Annotated in this window: 15 protein-coding genes; 9 read left to right on the top strand and 6 right to left on the bottom strand. The window is 69.8% G+C overall.

Going from position 1 to position 19,144, the window contains the following annotated elements; translation table 11 throughout:
- The first annotated feature begins 244 nt into the window (after positions 1–244).
- Positions 245–436 carry an SPOR domain-containing protein gene (locus ACFWP7_RS32450; RefSeq protein WP_384388765.1) on the top strand — a complete coding sequence of 64 codons (192 nt, stop codon included), beginning with the start codon at positions 245–247 and terminating at the stop codon, positions 434–436.
- 54 nt (positions 437–490) lie between these two features.
- Complete coding sequence (locus tag ACFWP7_RS32445; protein WP_384388762.1) at positions 491–901, top strand: (deoxy)nucleoside triphosphate pyrophosphohydrolase; 411 nt, start codon at positions 491–493, stop codon at positions 899–901.
- 30 nt (positions 902–931) lie between these two features.
- On the opposite strand, the gene ACFWP7_RS32440 is transcribed toward ACFWP7_RS32445, so the two are convergent.
- The gene (locus tag ACFWP7_RS32440) at positions 932–1,093 is read right to left on the bottom strand and encodes a hypothetical protein (protein WP_384388759.1); all 162 of its coding nucleotides are present in this window, start codon (positions 1,091–1,093) and stop codon (positions 932–934) included.
- Positions 1,094–1,327: 234 nt separating this feature from the next.
- Here ACFWP7_RS32440 and ACFWP7_RS32435 point away from each other — a divergent pair, with 234 nt between their 5' ends.
- On the top strand, positions 1,328–1,759 hold the full coding sequence (locus tag ACFWP7_RS32435; RefSeq protein ID WP_384388809.1) for an ATP-binding protein: 432 nt from the start codon (positions 1,328–1,330) through the stop codon (positions 1,757–1,759).
- Positions 1,760–2,003: 244 nt separating this feature from the next.
- Entirely contained in the window at positions 2,004–4,664 is a 2,661-nt protein-coding gene (locus tag ACFWP7_RS32430) for a SpoIIE family protein phosphatase (RefSeq protein ID WP_384388757.1), read from the top strand.
- A 180-nt stretch (positions 4,665–4,844) separates the two neighbouring features.
- Here ACFWP7_RS32430 and ACFWP7_RS32425 read toward each other — a convergent pair whose 3' ends face one another.
- Positions 4,845–6,233 (bottom strand): hypothetical protein, encoded by a 1,389-nt coding sequence (locus ACFWP7_RS32425; RefSeq protein ID WP_384388806.1) that lies wholly within the window; start codon positions 6,231–6,233, stop codon positions 4,845–4,847.
- Between the two features lie 259 nt (positions 6,234–6,492).
- Between ACFWP7_RS32425 and ACFWP7_RS32420 the strand changes: the two genes are divergently transcribed.
- Positions 6,493–7,866: a hypothetical protein gene (locus ACFWP7_RS32420; RefSeq protein ID WP_384388755.1), complete on the top strand. Its 1,374-nt coding sequence runs from the start codon at positions 6,493–6,495 to the stop codon at positions 7,864–7,866.
- Positions 7,867–7,931: 65 nt separating this feature from the next.
- On the opposite strand, the gene ACFWP7_RS32415 is transcribed toward ACFWP7_RS32420, so the two are convergent.
- From ACFWP7_RS32415 to ACFWP7_RS32400, 4 genes are read right to left on the bottom strand one after another with little or no spacing between them, the layout of a single operon-like run.
- The gene (locus ACFWP7_RS32415) at positions 7,932–8,702 is read right to left on the bottom strand and encodes a succinate dehydrogenase/fumarate reductase iron-sulfur subunit (RefSeq protein ID WP_384388752.1); all 771 of its coding nucleotides are present in this window, start codon (positions 8,700–8,702) and stop codon (positions 7,932–7,934) included.
- The gene (locus ACFWP7_RS32410; protein ID WP_384388749.1) at positions 8,699–10,672 is read right to left on the bottom strand and encodes a fumarate reductase/succinate dehydrogenase flavoprotein subunit; all 1,974 of its coding nucleotides are present in this window, start codon (positions 10,670–10,672) and stop codon (positions 8,699–8,701) included. The genes ACFWP7_RS32415 and ACFWP7_RS32410 overlap by 4 nt, the downstream gene beginning before the upstream one ends.
- A 16-nt stretch (positions 10,673–10,688) precedes the next feature.
- Positions 10,689–11,510 (bottom strand): hypothetical protein, encoded by an 822-nt coding sequence (locus tag ACFWP7_RS32405; RefSeq protein ID WP_384388746.1) that lies wholly within the window; start codon positions 11,508–11,510, stop codon positions 10,689–10,691.
- 50 nt (positions 11,511–11,560) lie between these two features.
- Positions 11,561–11,848, bottom strand: coding sequence for a hypothetical protein (locus ACFWP7_RS32400; RefSeq protein WP_384388743.1), 288 nt, complete (start codon positions 11,846–11,848; stop codon positions 11,561–11,563).
- A gap of 439 nt (positions 11,849–12,287) precedes the next feature.
- On the opposite strand from ACFWP7_RS32400, the gene ACFWP7_RS32395 reads away from it, so the two are divergent.
- The 4 genes from ACFWP7_RS32395 to ACFWP7_RS32380 all read left to right on the top strand — a co-directional run bounded on the left by ACFWP7_RS32395 (position 12,288) and on the right by ACFWP7_RS32380 (position 19,113).
- The gene (locus ACFWP7_RS32395) at positions 12,288–14,561 is read left to right on the top strand and encodes an ABC transporter family substrate-binding protein (RefSeq protein ID WP_384388741.1); all 2,274 of its coding nucleotides are present in this window, start codon (positions 12,288–12,290) and stop codon (positions 14,559–14,561) included.
- Positions 14,562–14,696: 135 nt separating this feature from the next.
- Positions 14,697–15,353, top strand: coding sequence for a hypothetical protein (locus ACFWP7_RS32390; RefSeq protein ID WP_384388738.1), 657 nt, complete (start codon positions 14,697–14,699; stop codon positions 15,351–15,353).
- A gap of 167 nt (positions 15,354–15,520) precedes the next feature.
- On the top strand, positions 15,521–17,428 hold the full coding sequence (gene typA / locus ACFWP7_RS32385) for a translational GTPase TypA (protein ID WP_384388735.1): 1,908 nt from the start codon (positions 15,521–15,523) through the stop codon (positions 17,426–17,428).
- A gap of 656 nt (positions 17,429–18,084) precedes the next feature.
- A complete protein-coding gene (locus ACFWP7_RS32380) occupies positions 18,085–19,113 on the top strand; it encodes an ABC transporter permease (protein WP_384388732.1) in 1,029 nt (342 codons plus the stop codon).
- Positions 19,114–19,144: the final 31 nt, after the last annotated feature.

Raw genomic sequence — 19,144 nt, 5'->3', positions numbered from 1 at the left:
TTCTCAACAGCCGTGCCCTGTAAAGACTTTGCCCTGCTCGGAGGCGTGGCGGAATGCGGTCGACGGCGCGTTCGGCGGTGTGCGCCCCAGGACTCAAGTCCCCTTCCTGGCTTGTTGCGTACCTCTTTGTGAAAAGCCGTGTTCGCTGCGTGAAGGTTAGGCGTAGGCTCGGGCATATGCGGATTGCGGTTTCGTTAGAGGTCGAGGCAAGGCGGGGGCCCGGGGCGGGAAGCGGAGGGGCTCGATGAACGACGGCACGATCACTCTTCCCTGGCTCGTCATCCGGCAGGACGACAACGGCAATCGCTACCGCGTGGGCAGGTACGCGACCCGTGCCGAGGCACAGAAGATCGCGGACAGCCTCGACGACCGCGGACACAAGCAGCTCTACTGGGTCGAGCGGCTCGGCCAGAACGGGCAGAGCGCGAGCAGGTGATCCCGACCGGCGGGCGCGCCCGGGGGTCGGGGGCGCTCCCGTAGGCTCCGGCGCATGACCGAACGGACCGTGGTGGTCGGAGCCGCCCTCCTGAACGGCGGGCGACTGCTCGCCGCCCGCCGCAGCGCACCCCCGGAGCTCGCCGGACGCTGGGAACTCCCCGGCGGCAAGGTCGAGCCCGGCGAGACCCCCGAACTGGCCCTGGCGCGCGAGCTGCACGAGGAACTCGGCGTCACCGCGGAGCCGGCCGGCCGCGTCCCGGGGGAGTGGCCCCTGAGAGTGCCGTACGTCCTCCAGGTGTGGACCGCACGGCTGCTCCCCGGCTCGCCCGATCCACAGCCACTCCAGGACCACGACGAGCTGCGCTGGCTGACACCGGACGAGATCTGGGACGTGGACTGGCTGGACCAGGACGTTCCCGCCGTGAAGGCGACGCTGCTGGTGTGGGACCCGGTCGGGTTGTAGGGCGAGATCTGGGACCGCTGGGTGGTCTGTTCAGGCCGTGAGATGCCGCTCCTCGGCCGGATGGCCCAGCGGCACGAGCAGCGCGATGTGCAGGTCGTCGCGGCCGGCCACACCGATGGCCTTCCTGACCTCGTCCTCGGCCCAGCCGTTCGTCGGGCTGGTCGCCAGGCCCGCGGCCCTCGCGGCGATCATGCGCAGACTTCTCTCCGGTCTCGGTCTCGGTGACGGCGACTTCGAGGAGCTGGAATGGATCATGCGGGCCCTGCTCGTCTCGCTCGGGGACACGTCGCTGACGTCCGGAGGTGGGGGCGCGTGCGATGGCATTTGTTCGGCGCTTCGTACGCCGTTCGCGCCACAGTGCGCTGTCAGGTGCGGTAAGGCGTCCCGGATATCGGGTATGTGCCAATTAACCCCATGAAACCGGACATGGGTGCGCTTCGGGCCTGGGAAGTGATCGGCGTGATCGACACCGAAGACGACTGTGCCGAGTGGACCTTTCCCGCGGAGCCGGGAGCCGTCCGCAACGCTCGGGCCGTCGTCCGGGACCAGCTGCGCACCTGGCAGCTGGATTGCCTTGCTGATATGGCCGCGCTGCTGGTCAGCGAACTCGTGACGAACTCCCTGCGACATGCGACGGGCCCCATCGGCGTACGGTTGTTGCGGCGCGGCGGAGAGCCGGACGCCCTGCTGGTCGAGGTCTCCGACCCACTGCCCGACCCGCCCCGCGAACGGGCCGCCGACGTCGACGACGAAAGCGGCCGCGGACTGCAGCTGGTGGCCAGATCCTCGCGTCGCTGGGGCACCCGCCCGGGGGAGACCGGCAAGACGGTCTGGTTCGAGCTGGCGGTGCCTGGATGAGGGGGATCCGTCCGGAGCACGGGCCAATCGATTGGTTCAGGCCACTGGCGGTTGCCGGACTCTTGGATTCGACGGGGTGCCACCTGGTTAGAAGACTGGGAGTATGTCGCGGCCGGTCCAAAAATCATCGGGACCGTGCTGTGATCGTGAACACCGTGTTGTGCGGCGCCGTAGTACTGGATACTGCGGTCAGCCGCCCCCGGTGACCGGTGCCGGACGCGGTGAGCTGGAGGGGACGGTTCGCGTGAGCGAGATACCAGCGAAGGCCACGGAGTCCGAGGACCCGTCGGACGGCGCGAGGACTGGCGCCGTGGGTGACTCGGCCGTGGGTGACTCCGTCGTGCGTCGATCCACCTTGTCCCCCTTGGACGAGGGGATGGGCGACACGAGAGGCGGCAGGGCGGGCGACGGGATGTGGCAGAGCAGCCCGCCCGGCTCGATCTACGACTACATCAAGGTCGCCTCGTTCTCCATAGGCGCCGACGGGCTGGTCGACCAGTGGAGTCTGCGCGCGGAGCAGCTCTTCGGGATATCCGCGGACCGCGCCGTCGGCATGGACCCCATAGCGGCGTTCGTCGCCCCGGACCGGCGTGACTTCGGACACCGCAAGATGGCGGAGATCCTCGACGGCCGGGAGTGGACCGGCGTGGTTCCCTTCCGGATGCCGCCCACCGAGACCGATCAGGACGGCGCCGAGGGCCTCGCAGAGGTCTATGTGATGCCGACTACCAACGAGGACGGCGAGCGGGCCGCCGTGTGCATCGTCGTCGACGTCCGCACCCTCCGGCGGATTGAGACGGACCTCGCCGCCTCGCAGGCGATTTTCGGACAATCTCCGTTCGGCTTTCTGCTGATCGACACGGACCTGCGGGTCCGGCGTGCCAACCAGCGGTTCGCCTCGACCTTCGGCGGCACTCCCGCGGACCACCGCGGGCGCGGCGTCCACGACTATCTGCCGCGCTCCGAGGCCGAGCGTGTCGCCGCGACCCTGCGCCGTGTCCTGGAGACCGGCGACTCCATCACGGACATGCACGTCACAGGCCATGTGCCCGGCTCCGAAGAGCGCCGCCACTGGTCCATCAACCTCTACCGAGTGCACAGCGGCAGTGGCCGCCCCATCGGCATCGCCTGGCTCGGAACCGACATCACGGCCCGCCGTGCCGCGGCGCGCGAAGCCGCCTCCGCACGGCGCAATCTCGCTCTTCTGAACGAGGCCGGCGCCCGCATCGGCAACTCCCTCGACCTGGAGACCACCGCCCGCGAACTCCTCGACGTCGTCGTCCCCGGCTTCTGCGACCTCGCCACCGTCGACCTCTACCAGGGCCTCCTGGCCGGTGACGAGACCCCGCCGGGACTCGCCGACGGCAGCGCCGAACTGCGCCGCGTCGCCTTCGCCAGTGCCGTCTCCGACGCGCCCCTCGCCGGCGGACCCGCGCCCGTCGCCGTCGGCGCCGTCCACCGCTTCCCGTTCAACTCGCCCTGCGCGGACGTCCTGCGCACCGCCCGCCCGCAGTACCTCCCCGCCGAAGAGGGCGGCCTCATCCAGTCCACGCTCGCCGTGCCGATGGTCGCGCACGACACCGTGGTGGGCCTCGTGCAGTTCTCGCGTACGAAGGGCAGCGAGCCGTTCGGGGACCGTGACCGGGCGCTTGCGGTGGAGCTCGCCGCGCGGGCCGCGGTCTGCATCGACAACGCACGCCTTTACCGCCGTGAGCACGAGCGCGCGCTCATCCTGCAGCGCTCCCTGCTGCCCCCGGGCGACCCCGAGGCCTCCGGCCTGGACATCGCCTGCCGGTATCTGCCCGGCAACGCCGCCACCGAGGTCGGCGGCGACTGGTTCGACGTCATCGAACTGCCCGGCCACCGCACGGCGTTGGTGGTCGGCGACGTGATGGGGCGCGGTCTGCGCGCGGCGGTCGCGATGGGCGAACTGCGCACCGCCGTACGGACGCTGGCCCTTCTCGACCTCGAACCGGCCGAGGTGCTCTCGGCGTTGGACGAGATCGCCCGCGGACTCGGCACGCCGGGCGGTGTCCAGCAGGCCACCCGCACGGCACGGCAGTCCCGCGACGCCGACCTCTCCGAGGTCTACCTGGCCACCTGTGTGTACGCGGTCTACGACTCCGTCACGCGCCGTTGCACCTTCGCCAACGCCGGCCATCTGCCGCCGGTCCTGGTGGAGCCCGGCGAGGCCGCGCTGATGCTCGACGTGCCGCCGGGCATGCCGCTGGGTGTCGGCGGCGAGCCCTTCGAGGAGGTCGAGGTCGAGCTTGCCGAGGGTGCTCTTTTGGCGCTCTACACGGATGGACTGGTCGAATCGCGCGACCATCCCCTCGACGAGGGCCTGCAAGCCTTCGTCAGCGCGCTGACCGACCCGTCCAGCCCCCTGGAGGACGTCTGCGACCACGTCCTCAACACCCTCGACACCCTGCACGGTGAGGACGACATCGCGTTGCTCATGGCACGGGTCCAGGGGCTGCCCGCCGACTCCGTCGGCGACTGGACCCTGCCGCGCGAGCCGCGCAGCGTGGGGCGGGCCCGGGAGTACGCGCGCACCCAGCTGGTGTCCTGGGGCCTCGAACCGCTCGTCGACACCGCCGAGCTGCTGGTCAGCGAACTGGTCACCAACGCCCTCCGCTACGGCGAGGGCGAGATCCGACTCAGGCTCCTCCTCGACCGAACCCTGGTCTGCGAGGTCTGGGACGCCGGCCTCGTCCAGCCCCGCCGACGCCGCGCCCGCGACACGGACGAGGGCGGCCGCGGCCTCCAACTCGTCGGCCTTCTCTCCGCAGGCTGGGGCTCTCGACGCACACCACGCGGCAAGACAGTGTGGTTCGAACTCCCCCTCCCGCACGGGGGAAAGGCCCTGGCGGATCCGGCAGAGGCACTGCTGAGCCTTTTCTGACGGAGGGGGAGGGATCTCTGGATGGGGATCGTCAGCCCGTGCGGTGTTTGAGGATGAGCGCGGCGTTCAGCGCGATGGGGGGGGTCTGGGAAGGGCGGGGGTCTGGGAGGGGCGGTAGCCCCCAGGGGCAAGGGACGGGTAGGGGCGGAGAGGGCGAAGAATCCCACCCCCAGCCCACGGCTACGGCACCTCCCGCCGCCCTCGCGTCTCCCATCCGCCATAGCTCGCGGGACCGCCCCCGGCCAACAGGATCCCCCCGAGCAACGCCCCGCCCGCCCCCGCCCCCGCACCCTCGCGCAACGGATGCCCATACCCCCGTACATCCTGCTCGGCAAGCACCCGCGCCCGCTGGGCGAGCCCCTCGGCTGCCTGAGCCCCGCCAAGGTCACCCGAGAGACACCGCTCCGCCTCCGCCAGGCGAGTACGCGCCTCCCAGCCCACTGCCCCCCGATGCGTGGTGACGAAGTCGGCCGCGATGGCGACCGAACTACGCGCCGGGAGGAGGACGTGATCAACGCTCCCGTCGGCGAAATCCGCGCCGACCCGCGCTACCCGGCGCAACGCGTCGAGCGGATCCTGCGCCCCGGCGGCCGACAGCGGTCGCTGTACGTCGGCGAGGACCGACTCGGCCTGCGCGACACGGCCGGGCAGCTCGGGCGAGCCGCCGGCCGTGCCCTCCGGCTCGCCCCGTGCCTTGGCGAGGCCGCCCTCCACCACGCTGATCGCGGCGGGCAACTGCTGCTCGGCTGCGGCCAGTTCACCCGCAAGCCGGTCGACCCCGTCGACAAGGACGGCAGCCTGGTCGACGGCCCCCTCCGCGGCGCGCAGGTATGAGGCGGCCAGGTCTTCCTCGCCCCGGTCGAGCGACTGCCGCGCCCGGTTGAGATGCACCGTCGCGAACAGGAGCCGGTCCTTGGCCTGTTCGACGTATCCGGCTACGGGAGCGGACGCGGAAGGCGCGTACCGCTCGCGGAGTTCACGGAGCGTCGCCTCGGCGGCCGGGGTGCGCGTGGCGAGCCGACGAAAGCGGGTCTCGGCGTACTCCAACGCGGCCGGCGCGTCCCGCTCCAGGGCGCGCAGCTGGTCGAACCCGGCCGCCTCCGTGTCCAGCCGTCGCCCGGCCTCCGTGCACAGCGCGACGACCTCCTCCAGCAACTGACGGCGCTCGTCGTCGGATTCCGGTCCCGGGTCGTCCAGCCGCTGCCGCAGCCGGAAGGCCGCCGCCAGTCCGGACCTCGCGAACGCCAGCGCCTCCGCGTACGGCTTCACCGCCTCGTCGCCGAACCGGGCCGTGACGAGACCGAGTTCCTCGGCGCTGGTGCGGACGCAGTCGTCGGTGTCCACGAGCGACTGCTGGGCCTGCCGGCCGAGTTCGGCGAGCGGCACGACCGTCGTGGCCACCCCGCCCGGTGTCGTACGCGTCCTCGCGCGCCGCCTGCGCCGCGTGTAGGCGTACGCCGCCAGCACACCCGCCGCGCCCACCGCGACGACCGGCAGTATGAGATCCCCGGTGCCCGTCCCGCCACCACCGGCGGCCTCGCGCGTCGGCGCCGCCGCACTCCACGACATGGTCACCGGATCGTGATCATCAGCGTCCGTTCGCGCCAGCGGCAACACCAGCCACCCCACCGCCACCAGCCCCCCGAACAGGCCATACACGCCCCGCACGGCTATGCGCGACGCCGCTCGGCGCGACCGGTTTCCACTCTGGGGCGATGCCACATTTGGGAGCGTATGACCGCCCGCGCGCCGCCGCGACCGGGGTGCGCCGACATGGGGGTCCTTAGAGTTTCGGAGGATGCGGGGGCGTACCGGAGGGGGCACGGGCATGGACACGGAGCGGACGGATTCAGAGGCGGGGCCGGATTCCGAGGCACAGGCGGAGCTCACGCCCGCCCCGACGGGCGCGGAGCCCGACCTCGACTCCGACCCCGAACTCGGTCCCGACTCCGACTCCGGCCTCGGTCCCGACTCCGGCCTCGGTTCCGACTCCGGCCTCGGTTCCGACTCCGGCCTCGGTTCCGACCCCGACTCCGGCCTCGGTTCCGACTCCGACTCCGGCCTCGGTTCCGACTCCGACCCCGATCCCGATCCCGACCTCACCCCCACCCCCGACGCGACCGCAGACCAAGCCCCCCGAGCCCCCGGCGCTGGCCGAACCCCCCACCCCCGCCGAGCTCTCCGCACCTGGCGGCACCCCCGCCTCCGTTGGCCCAAGCGCATCGCCCTCGGGCTGATGCTCCTGCTCGTCCTCCCGGCTCTCGGCGCCGGCATCGCGCTGCGGGTGAACTACGCCGGAGACCCGGGCCCCGGCACCCAGACCAGAAACCGTGACGCCCTGTGGCTGGGCCACGCCTGGATCGACGGGCGGAAGGACGACGCGGATGTCCAGGCGCTCGCGGAGCAGGTGCGGGACAGCGGGATACGGGACCTGTACGTGCATGCGGGACCTTTGGAGCATGACGGGTCGTTGCCCAAGTCGGTCTATCCGCAGGCTGATTGGCTGATCGGAGCCGTGCACCGCGAGCTGCCCGGCGTACGGGTGCAGGCCTGGCTCGGGGACGTACTGGCGAGTGAGGGGCCGGAGGGGCTGCGGCTGGAGCGGGAGGAGACGCGGGCCGCAGTGGTCGGGTCCACCGAGCAGGTCCTCGGGGCCGGCTTCGACGGCGTCCACTTCGACCTGGAGCCGCTGCACTCGGGCGACGACGACTACCTCTCCCTCCTCGACGACCTGCACACGGTCACCCAGGACCGCGGCGTCCCCCTCTCCGTTGCCGCCCACCAGATCGACCCGTTCCCGGCCGCCAACTCCATCAGGGGCACCCTCACGGGCCACCCCAAGTGGTGGTCCCAGGCCTACTTTGGCCAAGTAGCCCGCCGCGTCGACCAGATTGCCCTCATGTCGTACGACACGGCGCTTCCGCTGGAGAGCCTGTACGGCGGATACGTCGCCCAGCAGACCTCCCTCGCTCTCGAAGTCACCCCGGAATCAACGGACTTGCTGATGGGCCTGCCGTTCTTCCACGAGGACGACCTGAGCCACCACGAATCCGCCGAAACGGTCGAGGCGGCCGTACGCGGCACCCGTCTGGGCCTCTCCCGCACGGACCGCGACCGGGAGCGCTTCGGGGTCGCGCTGTATGTGGACTTCGCCGCCGAGGAGTCGGACTGGGCGGCATACAGGGAGGGTTGGGTGTCCTGACCCGGATGAGGTTCAGCGGCCAGGTGACGCGCTCGGGCCGTCTCCGAGCGGGGACATGAGGTGTTTCAGGAGGTCCGCCGTCGGATCTTGCTCCCGAGCCATACGAGCGGGTCGTACTTGCGGTCTGCCGCCCTTTCCTTCAGGGGAATCAGCGCATTGTCCGTGATCTTGATGCCCTCGGGGCAGACCTCGGTGCAGCACTTGGTGATGTTGCAGTAGCCGAGGCCGTGTTCGTCCTGGGCGGTGCGTTTGCGGTCCAGGCCGGACTCGGCGGCGGCGTCCAGCGGATGCATGTCGAGTTCGGCCACGCGCATCAGGAAACGAGGCCCCGCGAACGCCGGTTTGTTCTCCTCGTGGTCCCGGACGACATGGCAGGTGTCCTGGCACAGGAAGCACTCGATGCACTTGCGGAACTCCTGCGGGCGGTCCACGTCCTCCTGCTGCATCCGGTACTCGCCCAGGCCCAGCCCGGGGGGCGGTACGAAGGCCGGGACCTCACGCGCCTTCGCGTAGTTGAAGCCCACGTCCGTGACGAGATCGCGTACGACGGGAAAGGCGCGCAGCGGTGTGACGGTGATCGTCTCCTCCCGCGTGAACACCGACATCCGCGTCATGCACAGCAGCCGCGGCCGCCCGTTGACCTCCGCCGAGCACGAACCGCACTTGCCCGCCTTGCAGTTCCAGCGCACGGCCAGGTCGGAAGCCTGGGTCGCCTGGAGGCGGTGGATGATGTCGAGGACCACCTCACCGTCGTTGACCTCGACCTCGAAGTCCTTCAGACCGCCGCCCTTCGCATCCCCGCGCCACACCTTGAATCGGGCCTCATAGCTGCTCACTCGTAGAGCTCCTCTTCGGCGAGGTACTTGACCAGCTCCTCTTTCTCGAAGAGGGCCAGCAGGTCGGCGCGGATGGGTTCGGTGGTGTCGCGGGACAGGTCGATCTGGCCGTGCACGGGGTCGGTCGCTGCCAACCCGCCGGTGGGGTCGGTCAGTTGGCACAGGAGGTTGATACGGCGCCAGGTGCGCTCCATCGCCGGGTGGTCCTCGCGGGTGTGGCCGCCACGGGACTCCGTACGCTCCAGGGCGGCTCGTGCGACGCATTCGCTGACCAGGAGCATGTTGCGCAGGTCGAGGGCGAGGTGCCAGCCCGGGTTGAACTGGCGGTGGCCCTCCACCCCGGCCCGGCGGGCCCGTACCCGCAGATCCGCGAGCTTCTCCAGGGCCGCTTCCATCTCCTGCTCCCGGCGGATGATGCCGACCAGGTCGTTCATCGTCTGCTGGAGTTCCTGGTGGAGGGTGTACGGGTTCTCGGGTGGGCGGCCGCCGGGGGTCTGGGGGCCGTCCCCCAGATGAGCACTGTCCTGGCCCGGCCCGGGTCCCTCGGCGGAGAACGGCCGCAGTGCCTCCGCCGCCGCCGCGTCGATCTGGAGGTCGTCCACCGGAGGCCGTTCACCCAGCTCGGTCGCGTACCGCGCGGCGTGCAGTCCCGCCCGGCGCCCGAACACCAGCAGGTCGGAGAGCGAGTTGCCGCCGAGCCGGTTGGAGCCGTGCATGCCTCCGGCGACCTCACCGGCCGCGAACAGTCCGGGCACCCCGCGCGCCGCCGCCGTGTCCGACTCGACCGCGATGCCGCCCATGACGTAGTGGCAGGTCGGGCCGACCTCCATCGCCTCGGCGGTGATGTCGACGTCCGCCAGCTCCTTGAACTGGTGGTACATGGAGGGGAGTCGGCGCCGGATCAGCTCGGCGGGCATACGGGTGGAGACATCGAGGAAGACCCCGCCGTGGGGTGTGCCGCGGCCGGCCTTCACCTCGGAGTTGATGGCGCGCGCGACCTCGTCCCGGGGCAGTAGTTCGGGGGGACGCCGGTTGTGGTCCGGGTCCTCGTACCAGCGGTCGCCCTCCTCCTCGGACTGCGCGTACTTCTCCTTGAAGACGTCCGGGATGTAGTCGAACATGAAGCGTTTGCCGTCAGAGTTGCGCAGGACGCCCCCGTCGCCGCGTACCGACTCCGTGACGAGGATGCCCTTCACCGAGGGCGGCCAGACCATGCCCGTCGGATGGAACTGCACGAACTCCATGTTCAGCAGGGGCGCTCCGGCCAGCAGCGCCAGTGCGTGCCCGTCGCCCGTGTACTCCCACGAGTTCGACGTCACCTTGAAGGACTTGCCGATTCCGCCGGTCGCGATCACCACGGAGGGTGCTTCGAGGACGAAGAAGCGGCCGGACTCACGCTGGTAGCAGAAGGCCCCGGACACCCGGTCGCCGTCCTTCAAGACCCTGGTGACAGTGCACTCCTGATACACCTTCAGACGACTCTCGTAGTCGCCCGTCTCCTTCATGTCCTCCTGCTGAAGAGCCACGATCTTCTGCTGGAGGGTCCGGATCAGCTCGAGGCCTGTCCGGTCGCCGACATGCGCGAGCCGCGGATACTCGTGCCCGCCGAAGTTGCGCTGCGAGATCCGCCCGTCCTTCGTACGGTCGAAGAGGGCGCCCCAGGTCTCCAACTCCCATACCCGGTCCGGTGCTTCCTGCGCGTGCAGCTCGGCCATCCGCCACTGGTTGAGGAACTTCCCGCCGCGCATGGTGTCGCGGAAGTGGACCTGCCAGTTGTCACCGGAGTTGACGTTGCCCATGGCGGCCGCGATGCCGCCCTCGGCCATCACCGTGTGCGCCTTGCCGAACAGGGACTTGCAGATCACGGCCGTACGGGCGCCACGCTCGCGTGCCTCGATGGCGGCGCGCAGTCCGGCGCCCCCGGCACCGACCACGACGACGTCCCACTCCTGTCGGTCGACCACGGACATCAGAAGGCCCCACTCACTAGAAGAAGCGCGGATCGTCAAAGGCGCCGGACGCGACCAGATACACGTAGAAGTCGGCGAGCGCCACGCTCACCAACGACGCCCAGGCGAGCAGCATGTGACGGGCGTTCAGCTTCCCGACCCACTGCCACATCCGGTAGCGCACGGGATGCTTGGAGAAGTGCCTGAGCTTCCCGCCGACGATGTGCCGACAGGAGTGGCAGGACAGGGTGTACGCCCAGATCAGGCTGATGTTGAGCAGGAAGACCAGGGTGCCCAGGCCCATGTGGCCCCAGTTGTAGTGCTCGTCGCGGAAGGAGAGCACGGTGTCGTACGTGAGGATCCCGGCGACGACGATGGCCGCGTAGAAGAAGTACCGGTGGATGTTCTGGAGCACCAGCGGGAAGCGGGTCTCGCCCGAGTACTTCTTGTGCGGCTCGGCGACCGCGCAGGCCGGCGGGCTCGCCCAGAAGCCGCGGTAGTAGGCCTTGCGGTAGTAGTAGCAGGTCAGCCGGAAGCCGAGCGGGAAGATCAGGATGAGGATGGCGGGGGAGATGCCCCACCAGCTCCCGAAGAGGTCGGCGTTGGGTCCGGAGCGCATGGGCTCGCAGCGGTCCGCCAGACAGGGTGAGTAGAACGGCGAGACGTACGGCGCCGCGTAGTAGTCCGTGTCGGCGAACGCCCGCCATGTCGAGTAGACGATGAAGGCCAGCAGACCGGCCGCGGTGGCGGCGGGCGCCAGCCACCAGCGGTCCGTCCGCAGGTGCGGGGCGGTGATCGCGGCGCGTGTACCGGCGCGTACACCGCCGCTGTGGGGATGGGGTTCCGTACCAGTGGCCAACTCATGACTCCGGTCGGGTTCGCGTTCGGGTTCCGGTCCAGGGGGCGGATTCAGGGGGCGCGGCGGTCGCGGGCGCCGAGTCCCTCGTCGTCCGAGTCCGTCCACAGGGACGTGTCGTACGGGGTGTCGGGGATGGGTACGAGGTCGGGGCGCCGGAGGGTGGTCAGGCCGGGGGCGGCCTCCTTCAGCAGCGCGACGCTCTCGCGGAGGTGGTCGGCGTCGGTGCGTACGCGGCGCATCTCCAGGCCCGGGCCGATCTGCTGCTCCAGGCGGCTCACCGACCTCGCGAGGTCGTCGAGGCAGCGCTGGACTGACGTCAGGTCGTCTTGCACGGACATGACTTGCCCTCACTTCCGGGGCGCGTCGGCCCCTCGGCGGCAACGTTCATGCGCCTGCGAGTGTTGCGCGTCACATGAGCCCCTGTGAAGGCATCTGCACGGATTGGTGGATCGCGCGCCTCCGTGCGCCGGGGCTGGGGGTTGGTTTTCTCGCCCCCTCCGCGCCTGCCCGTCCCTTGTTCCTGGGGGCTCTGCCCCCAGACCCCCGTGTCGCGCTGAACGCGCTCGTCCTCAATCGCCGGACGGGCTGAAACGGGGCGGCGGGGGCGAGAAGCCTTGTTCGTTGCGCCGCACGGGTGGGCTTCCGCCCTCCCCCCGCCGTGTCGCCGCCCCGTCGGCGAACCCCTCCCCTTCAGTGGGCGCATACATCTGATCAGCTCCATATACCGCCAAACGTGATCAGAAGCCGACAGTAGAGCGTCCCCCGGAGGTTGCAGTGATGTCCCACGACGGCGTCGGTCTGCGCGCGGTGATGCGCTCGGTCGCGTTTCTCACCGCGGGCGCGCTCGCGGTACCCGTTCTCACCGCGTGCAGCGAGCAGGATCAGGCGGGCAAGCCGGTGGCCGCGCAGGACATCGCGCCCGCGACCCGCGACCTGATCGCCGACGGCGGCACCCTGCGCTGGGCCGTGGACGCCCTACCGGAGACGCTCAACACCTTCCAGGCGGACGCCGACGCCGCGACGTCGAGGGTGGCCGGCGCCGTACTGCCCTCGATGTTCCGGCTCGACCCGAACGGGCGGCCGCAGGCCAACCCCGACTACCTGGAGACCGCGAAGGTCGCCGACCGCGAGCCCAAGCAGGTCGTGCTGTACAAGCTCAACCAGCAGGCCGTCTGGAGCGACGGCCGCGAGATCGGCGCCCCCGACTTCGCCGCCCAGTGGCGCGCCCTGTCCGGCAAGGACACCGCGTACTGGACGGCCCGCAACGCGGGCTACGACCGCATCGAGAAGATCGAACGCGGCGCCAACGACCTGGAGGTCAAGGTCACCTTCAGCCGCCCGTACGCCGACTGGAAGTCGCTGTTCTCGCCGCTGTACCCGAAGGACGTCATGGGCACCCCGGACACCTTCAACGACGGCGCGCGCCGCAAGCTGAAGGTCACCGCGGGACCCTTCGCACTGAAGAAGGTCGACCACGAGGACGGCAAGGTCACCCTCACCCGCAACCCGCGCTGGTGGGGGCGGCCCACCAAGCTCTCCGAGATCGTGCTGCGCGCCGTCCCCCGCGACGAGCGGGCCGCCGCACTCGCCGCCGACAAGCTCGACCTGGCCGAGATCGACCCCTCCGAGGCCGAGCGGATCACCCTCGCCGCCCGCGACAAGGGCAGCACGCCCCTCCAGGGTCCCGGCGCCGCGCTCACCCCCGCGAAGGCGCTGCGCTCCTGGGCCCTCGCGCACGGCTCCGACGAGGAGGCCGCGGGCGAGGAGATCAGCGCCCGGCAGAAGCGGCGGGAGGCGCTCGCGGAGTACGCCGACCAGCAGTCCGCCCTGCGCGGTTTCGTGGTCCGCAAGTCCCTCGAACCCGCCTACACCCAGCTTGCCCTCAACGGCTCCGAGGGCCCTCTCGCCGACGAGCGCGTCCGCCGCGCCGTGGCCCGCGCCCTCGACCGCGAGGAGCTCGCCAAGGTGGTCCTCGAACCGCTCGGCCTGCCCGCCGTGCCGGTCGGCAGCCACCTCGCGCTCTCGGGCCAGCAGGCGTACGCCGACAACAGCGGCGCCCTCGGCGGTCAGGACACCGCGGAGGCGCGAGCGCTGCTCGCGGACGCCGGATGGGTGCCCGGCGGGCCGGTCAAGAAGCAGAAGAAGACGGAGAAGGCGGCCGGGTCCGAGGGCGAGCTAGCGGACTCCCAAGACGGCTCCCAAGACGGCTCCCAGGAAGGCTCCGGGGAAGGTGCCGACGACGGGACGTACATCGTCGGCGAGGACAACAAGCCCGCCGAGGCCGACCGGGAGAAGAAGAAGGACCCCAAGGACCACTCCAGGAAGCAGTCGGGGCAGTACGCGGACGAGCAGGCAGGCAAGCACCTCGACGGCAAGCAGTACGGGCGCAAGGAGGCGAAGGAGGCCAAGAGGGGTGGTGCGCCCGGCGCGTACGCCCCCAAGGGCACGGCCGCCCCGGCGGGCGCCGCGCCCGGCGCACTCGCCAAGGACGGCAAGCCGCTCACCCTCCGCTTCGTGGTCCCCTCCGGCCCCGGCTCGGAGTCGCTGCGCGCCGTCGCCGACCGCATCTCGCGGATGCTGGAGCGCGTCGGCGTCCGTACGGAGATGAACCGGGTCCCCGACGACAGCTACTTCAAGGACCACATCGCGTCCGGCGAGTACGACCTGGCGCTGTACTCCTGGCCCGCCTCCGCCTACCCGGCCACCGACGCCCGCCCCATCTACTCCAAGCCCGTGCCGGCCGCCGACGGCTCCCTCACCGTCGAGCAGAACTACACCCGCGTGGGCACCGACCAGGTCGACCAGCTCTTCGACCAGGCCATCGCCACACTCGACGAGGAAGAGGGGCGCTCCCTGGTCCGCAAGGCCGACGCCCGCATCTGGGCCGCCGCCGGATCGATTCCCCTCTACCAGCGCCCCCAGCTGACAGCCGCCCGTTCCAACCTCGCGAACACCGGGGCCTTCGGCTTCCAGACCCCCGTCTACGAGGACATGGGCTTCCTGCGAAAGGGCGCGCAGGGCCCGCAGAAGACGGAGAAGAAGGACAAGTAGTGGACAAGTAGTCCCCTCGCACAGATCCTCGTCGCTCAGATCATCCTCAAGCCGAGTGCCGGACGGGACCGGGCTGGGCAGAGTGTCCCCGAGGGCCGGTGATCACCACCGGCCCTCGGACACCGGGGGAAGACCATGCGCGAGCACACTCTCAGGAACACGGCGGCGGGTCTCGCCGCGGCGGCGCTGTTCGTCGCCGGCACGGGCTGCACGAGCGGTGAGGACGAGAAGGACAGACAGGACAGTGCCGTGCCGTGCAGACAAGGGACGTACGCCTGGTCCGGCATCGAACGTGAGCAGAAGCTGACCGGGCTCGCCGACCCGATCAGGCTGAAGACGAAGACGGACTCCGTGTCGGTGGACCTCAATCCGCTGAGGGGCGTCAGTTACCAGCCCCACATGACCTCCACGGCCCCCGGCGTCCGCGCGGCCGACGCCATCAAGGCGCTGGGCAGGCATCTCAAGACGGCGGTGCCCCTCGCGGATCCCTCGGAGCCGGCCGTGCCCAGCGAAGTCGGGGAGCGCTTCGAGGCACATACAGGGCACCTCCAGGGGGCGTACTACGCATGGACGTACGTCGATCTGGTCGAGGCCGATTTCACGTACACCTGTCGGGGTGGCGGCGCCGAGCCGGTCAAGGGCCATGTACTGACCTGGGAGATGACCGGTAGCGGGTTCCTGACCTGCGGCGACCCCCTCGACGTCGGGGACTTCGCCTCAACGGGCGCCGCCGAGCGCACCGCCGCCCGGAAGCTCTGCCCGACCGATTCGCCCGCCGCGAAGACCGCCTGACCACGAGCCCGGGCACGCCGTGCGCGGGCCGGCCTCCGCGGGCCCGCGGAGGCCGCGGGTGTCAGGGCCACGTAGCATGGGGTCAGGCCGTGGCGCGTTCAGCCCGGCAGGGCCCCACCCCGGTGAGCGGAGGGGCCGTCCACTCACTCCGGGAGAAGCGCCTCAATATGGCCACGCGCCACGACATCCGCAACGTTGCCATCGTCGCCCACGTCGACCATGGCAAGACCACTCTGGTCGACGCCATGCTCAAGCAGGCCGGTGCCTTCGCCGCGCACGCCGCCGAGTCGCTCGACGACCGCATGATGGACTCGAATGACCTGGAGCGTGAGAAGGGCATCACGATCCTGGCCAAGAACACGGCCGTGAAGTACCACCCGAAGGATGGCGGCGACGTCATCACCATCAACATCATCGACACCCCCGGCCACGCCGACTTCGGTGGCGAGGTCGAGCGCGGTCTGTCGATGGTGGACGCGGTCGTCCTGCTGGTCGACGCCTCCGAGGGGCCGCTGCCGCAGACCCGCTTCGTGCTGCGCAAGGCGCTCCAGCAGCGCCTGCCGGTCATCCTGTGCATCAACAAGACCGACCGCCCGGACTCCCGGATCGACGAGGTCGTCAACGAGACCTACGACCTCTTCCTGGACCTGGAGGCGGACGAGGAGCAGATCGAGTTCCCCATCGTCTACGCGTGCGCGCGTGACGGCGTAGCCTCGCTGACCAAGCCGGAGGACGGCACCGTCCCGGCCGACAGCGACAGCCTGGAGCCCTTCTTCTCCACGATCCTGTCGCACGTCCCGGCCCCCGAGTTCGACGAGGCCGCCCCGCTCCAGGCGCACGTCACCAACCTGGACGCCGACAACTTCCTCGGCCGTATCGCGCTGCTCCGCGTCGAGCAGGGCGAGCTGCGCAAGGGCCAGACCGTCACGTGGATCAAGCGCGACGGCACGATGTCCAACGTGCGCATCACCGAGCTCCTGATGACCGAGGCGCTCACCCGCAAGCCGGCCGAGATGGCGGGCCCCGGTGACATCTGTGCCGTGGCCGGTATCCCGGACATCATGATCGGCGAGACCCTCGCCGACCCCGCCGACCCGATCGCGCTGCCGCTGATCACGGTCGACGAGCCGGCGATCTCGATGACCATCGGTACGAACACCTCGCCGCTGGTCGGCCGCGGCGGCACCGGCAAGGGCGCCTCCGCGAAGGCGGCCGTCAAGGACCGCAAGGTCACCGCCCGTCAGGTCAAGGACCGTCTGGACCGCGAGCTGGTCGGTAACGTCTCGCTGCGCGTCCTGGACACCGAGCGTCCCGACGCCTGGGAGGTCCAGGGCCGTGGTGAGCTCGCGCTCGCCATCCTGGTCGAGCAGATGCGCCGCGAGGGCTTCGAGCTGACCATCGGCAAGCCGCAGGTCGTCACCCAGGTGATCGACGGCAAGGTCCACGAGCCGGTCGAGCGCATGACGATCGACGTCCCCGAGGAGCACATGGGCGCGGTCACGCAGCTCATGGGCGTCCGCAAGGGCCGGATGGACAACATGTCGAACCACGGTTCGGGCTGGGTCCGTCTGGAGTTCGTCGTGCCGTCCCGCGGCCTCATCGGGTTCCGGACCGAGTTCCTCACCGGCACCCGCGGCACCGGCATCGCGCACTCGATCCACGAGGGCCACGAGCCCTGGTTCGGCGTGCTCACGACCCGTAACAACGGCTCGCTGGTCGCCGACCGCGCGGGCGCCGTCACCGCGTTCGCGATGACAAACCTCCAGGAGCGCGGTGTGCTCTTCACCGACCCCGGCACCGAGGTGTACGAGGGCATGATCGTCGGCGAGAACTCGCGCGCCGACGACATGGACGTGAACATCACCAAGGAGAAGAAGCTCACCAACATGCGGTCCGCTGCGGCTGACTCCTTCGAGGCGATCGTCCCGCCGCGCAAGCTCTCGCTGGAGCAGTCGCTGGAGTTCTGCCGCGATGACGAGTGCGTCGAGGTGACTCCGGAATCCGTTCGCATCCGCAAGGTCAACCTGGACGCCCGCGAGCGCGGCCGCGCCGCGAGCCGCGCCAAGCACGGCTGATCCGGCTGTCCGGTACGGCTGATCCGGCCGTCCGGAAAAGCTGATCCGGCCCCCTCGGCAGGACCGAGTCACCGGCAACTGAGCCCGGGTTCCCCCATGATGGGGGAACCCGGGCTTTCTGCTGCGAGAGATCGAGCTGTCCCGGATGACACCTGCAACCGGATTTCCCGTCGCACCGTGTCCGAAATGCGGTTCGTCCCGCCCGATACATATGTAACAAGTCCGTTTCGCGGACTTCTCCCGCAGATGATTTTGTCCAGATTTTGGAAGATGTACGTGTCAGCTGTGATGGAACCGAGACCTAAAGGCAGTGGTCGGTATCTGGCTCATGTCAGATAGTTAGCCGCGTAACGCTCGGGTCAATGGGTCATGCGCTGCCGGGGGCAGCGCCGACTCACGAGCACTGTGGGGCGCTTGACCCTCCGTCAGGGGTGTCGGAGGTCAAGCAAGAAGCCCCTCCTGTCCGTGCACCGGTTGAGTCATGAGGAGGCACAAGATGCCAACTACGCGTGTTCACCTGCGAGTTGTCGCCCGCCGCGCCCTGGCGCCCAGCGACTACTAGGCATACGTCTCTTCTGATTCACATGGTCCGAACCGTGGCCGCCCCCACCCTGTGGTGGCCCGCGGACTCGGCGTACCCATGAAATGGACGAACCATGACCAGTCCGATCGAGATCCAGGGCGCGGAAGCCTCCATCGAGGTCGACGAGAAGGCCGGGCCGAAACGTTCCGAGCAGCCGGAGAAGTTGGCGGGCCGATCGCCCGGCCAGCTGATGTGGCTCCGGTTCAAGCGTGACCGCACCGGTGTGCTGTCCGCGTACATCGTGCTCTTCTTCTTCCTGATCGCCGCTCTCGCTCCGCTGATCTCGAAGCTGTACGGCAAGGACCCGTACACGCTCTACGGGCAGGACGACCCGACGCTCCTGAACGACTTCAACATGCCGTCGGGACCCAACGGCGGCATCACGTCCGAGTTCTGGTTCGGCATCGAACCGACTCTGGGGCGCGATGTGTTCATGCAACTCCTGTACGGCATGCGTACCTCGCTCTACACGGCACTCGCGGCGACGGTCGCCATGGTGATCATGGGCATCGTCATCGGGCTGGTCGGCGGGTACTTCGGCGGCAAGGTCGACTACTGGCTCGGCCGCCTCACGGACTTCCTGCTGGCCTTCCCCAACCAGCTGTTCATGATCGCGTCCATGCCCGTGATCACGGTGGTGTTCGTCGCTCCTGACGAGGAGACGCCCACCTACATCCGCACGCTCGCCATCGTCGGCGTGCTGTGGTTCCTCGGCTGGATGGGACTCTCCCGGCTGATCCGGGCGGTCACCCTCTCGCTGCGTGAGCGCGAGTTCGTCGAGGCCGCGAAGGTCGCCGGCGCCTCCCCGTGGCGGATCATCCGCAAGGAACTGCTGCCCAACCTCGTCACACCGATCCTGGTGCAGGGCACGTACATGCTGCCCAGCACCATCCTGTCGGTCGCGTTTCTCTCCTTCGTCGGTGTCGGCTACACCGAGCCGACGCCTGACTGGGGCCGGATGTTCGCCATTGGGTCGGACATCTACGAACAGGACCCTGTCTACATGTTCTTCCCGGGTGTCGCCATGGTCGTCTTCGTCGTGGCGTTCAACCTCCTCGGGGACTCCGTCCGGGATGCCTTCGATCCCAAGACGGGCCGCTGATACCAGCGAGGGCCGCTGCCCCCCGGGAGCC

Source organism: Streptomyces sp. NPDC058470 (genome assembly GCF_042721055.1).
Lineage (GTDB): Bacteria > Actinomycetota > Actinomycetes > Streptomycetales > Streptomycetaceae > Streptomyces.
The sequence above is the reverse complement of the archived record's forward strand: the minus strand, read 5'-3'. Positions and strand labels throughout refer to the sequence as shown.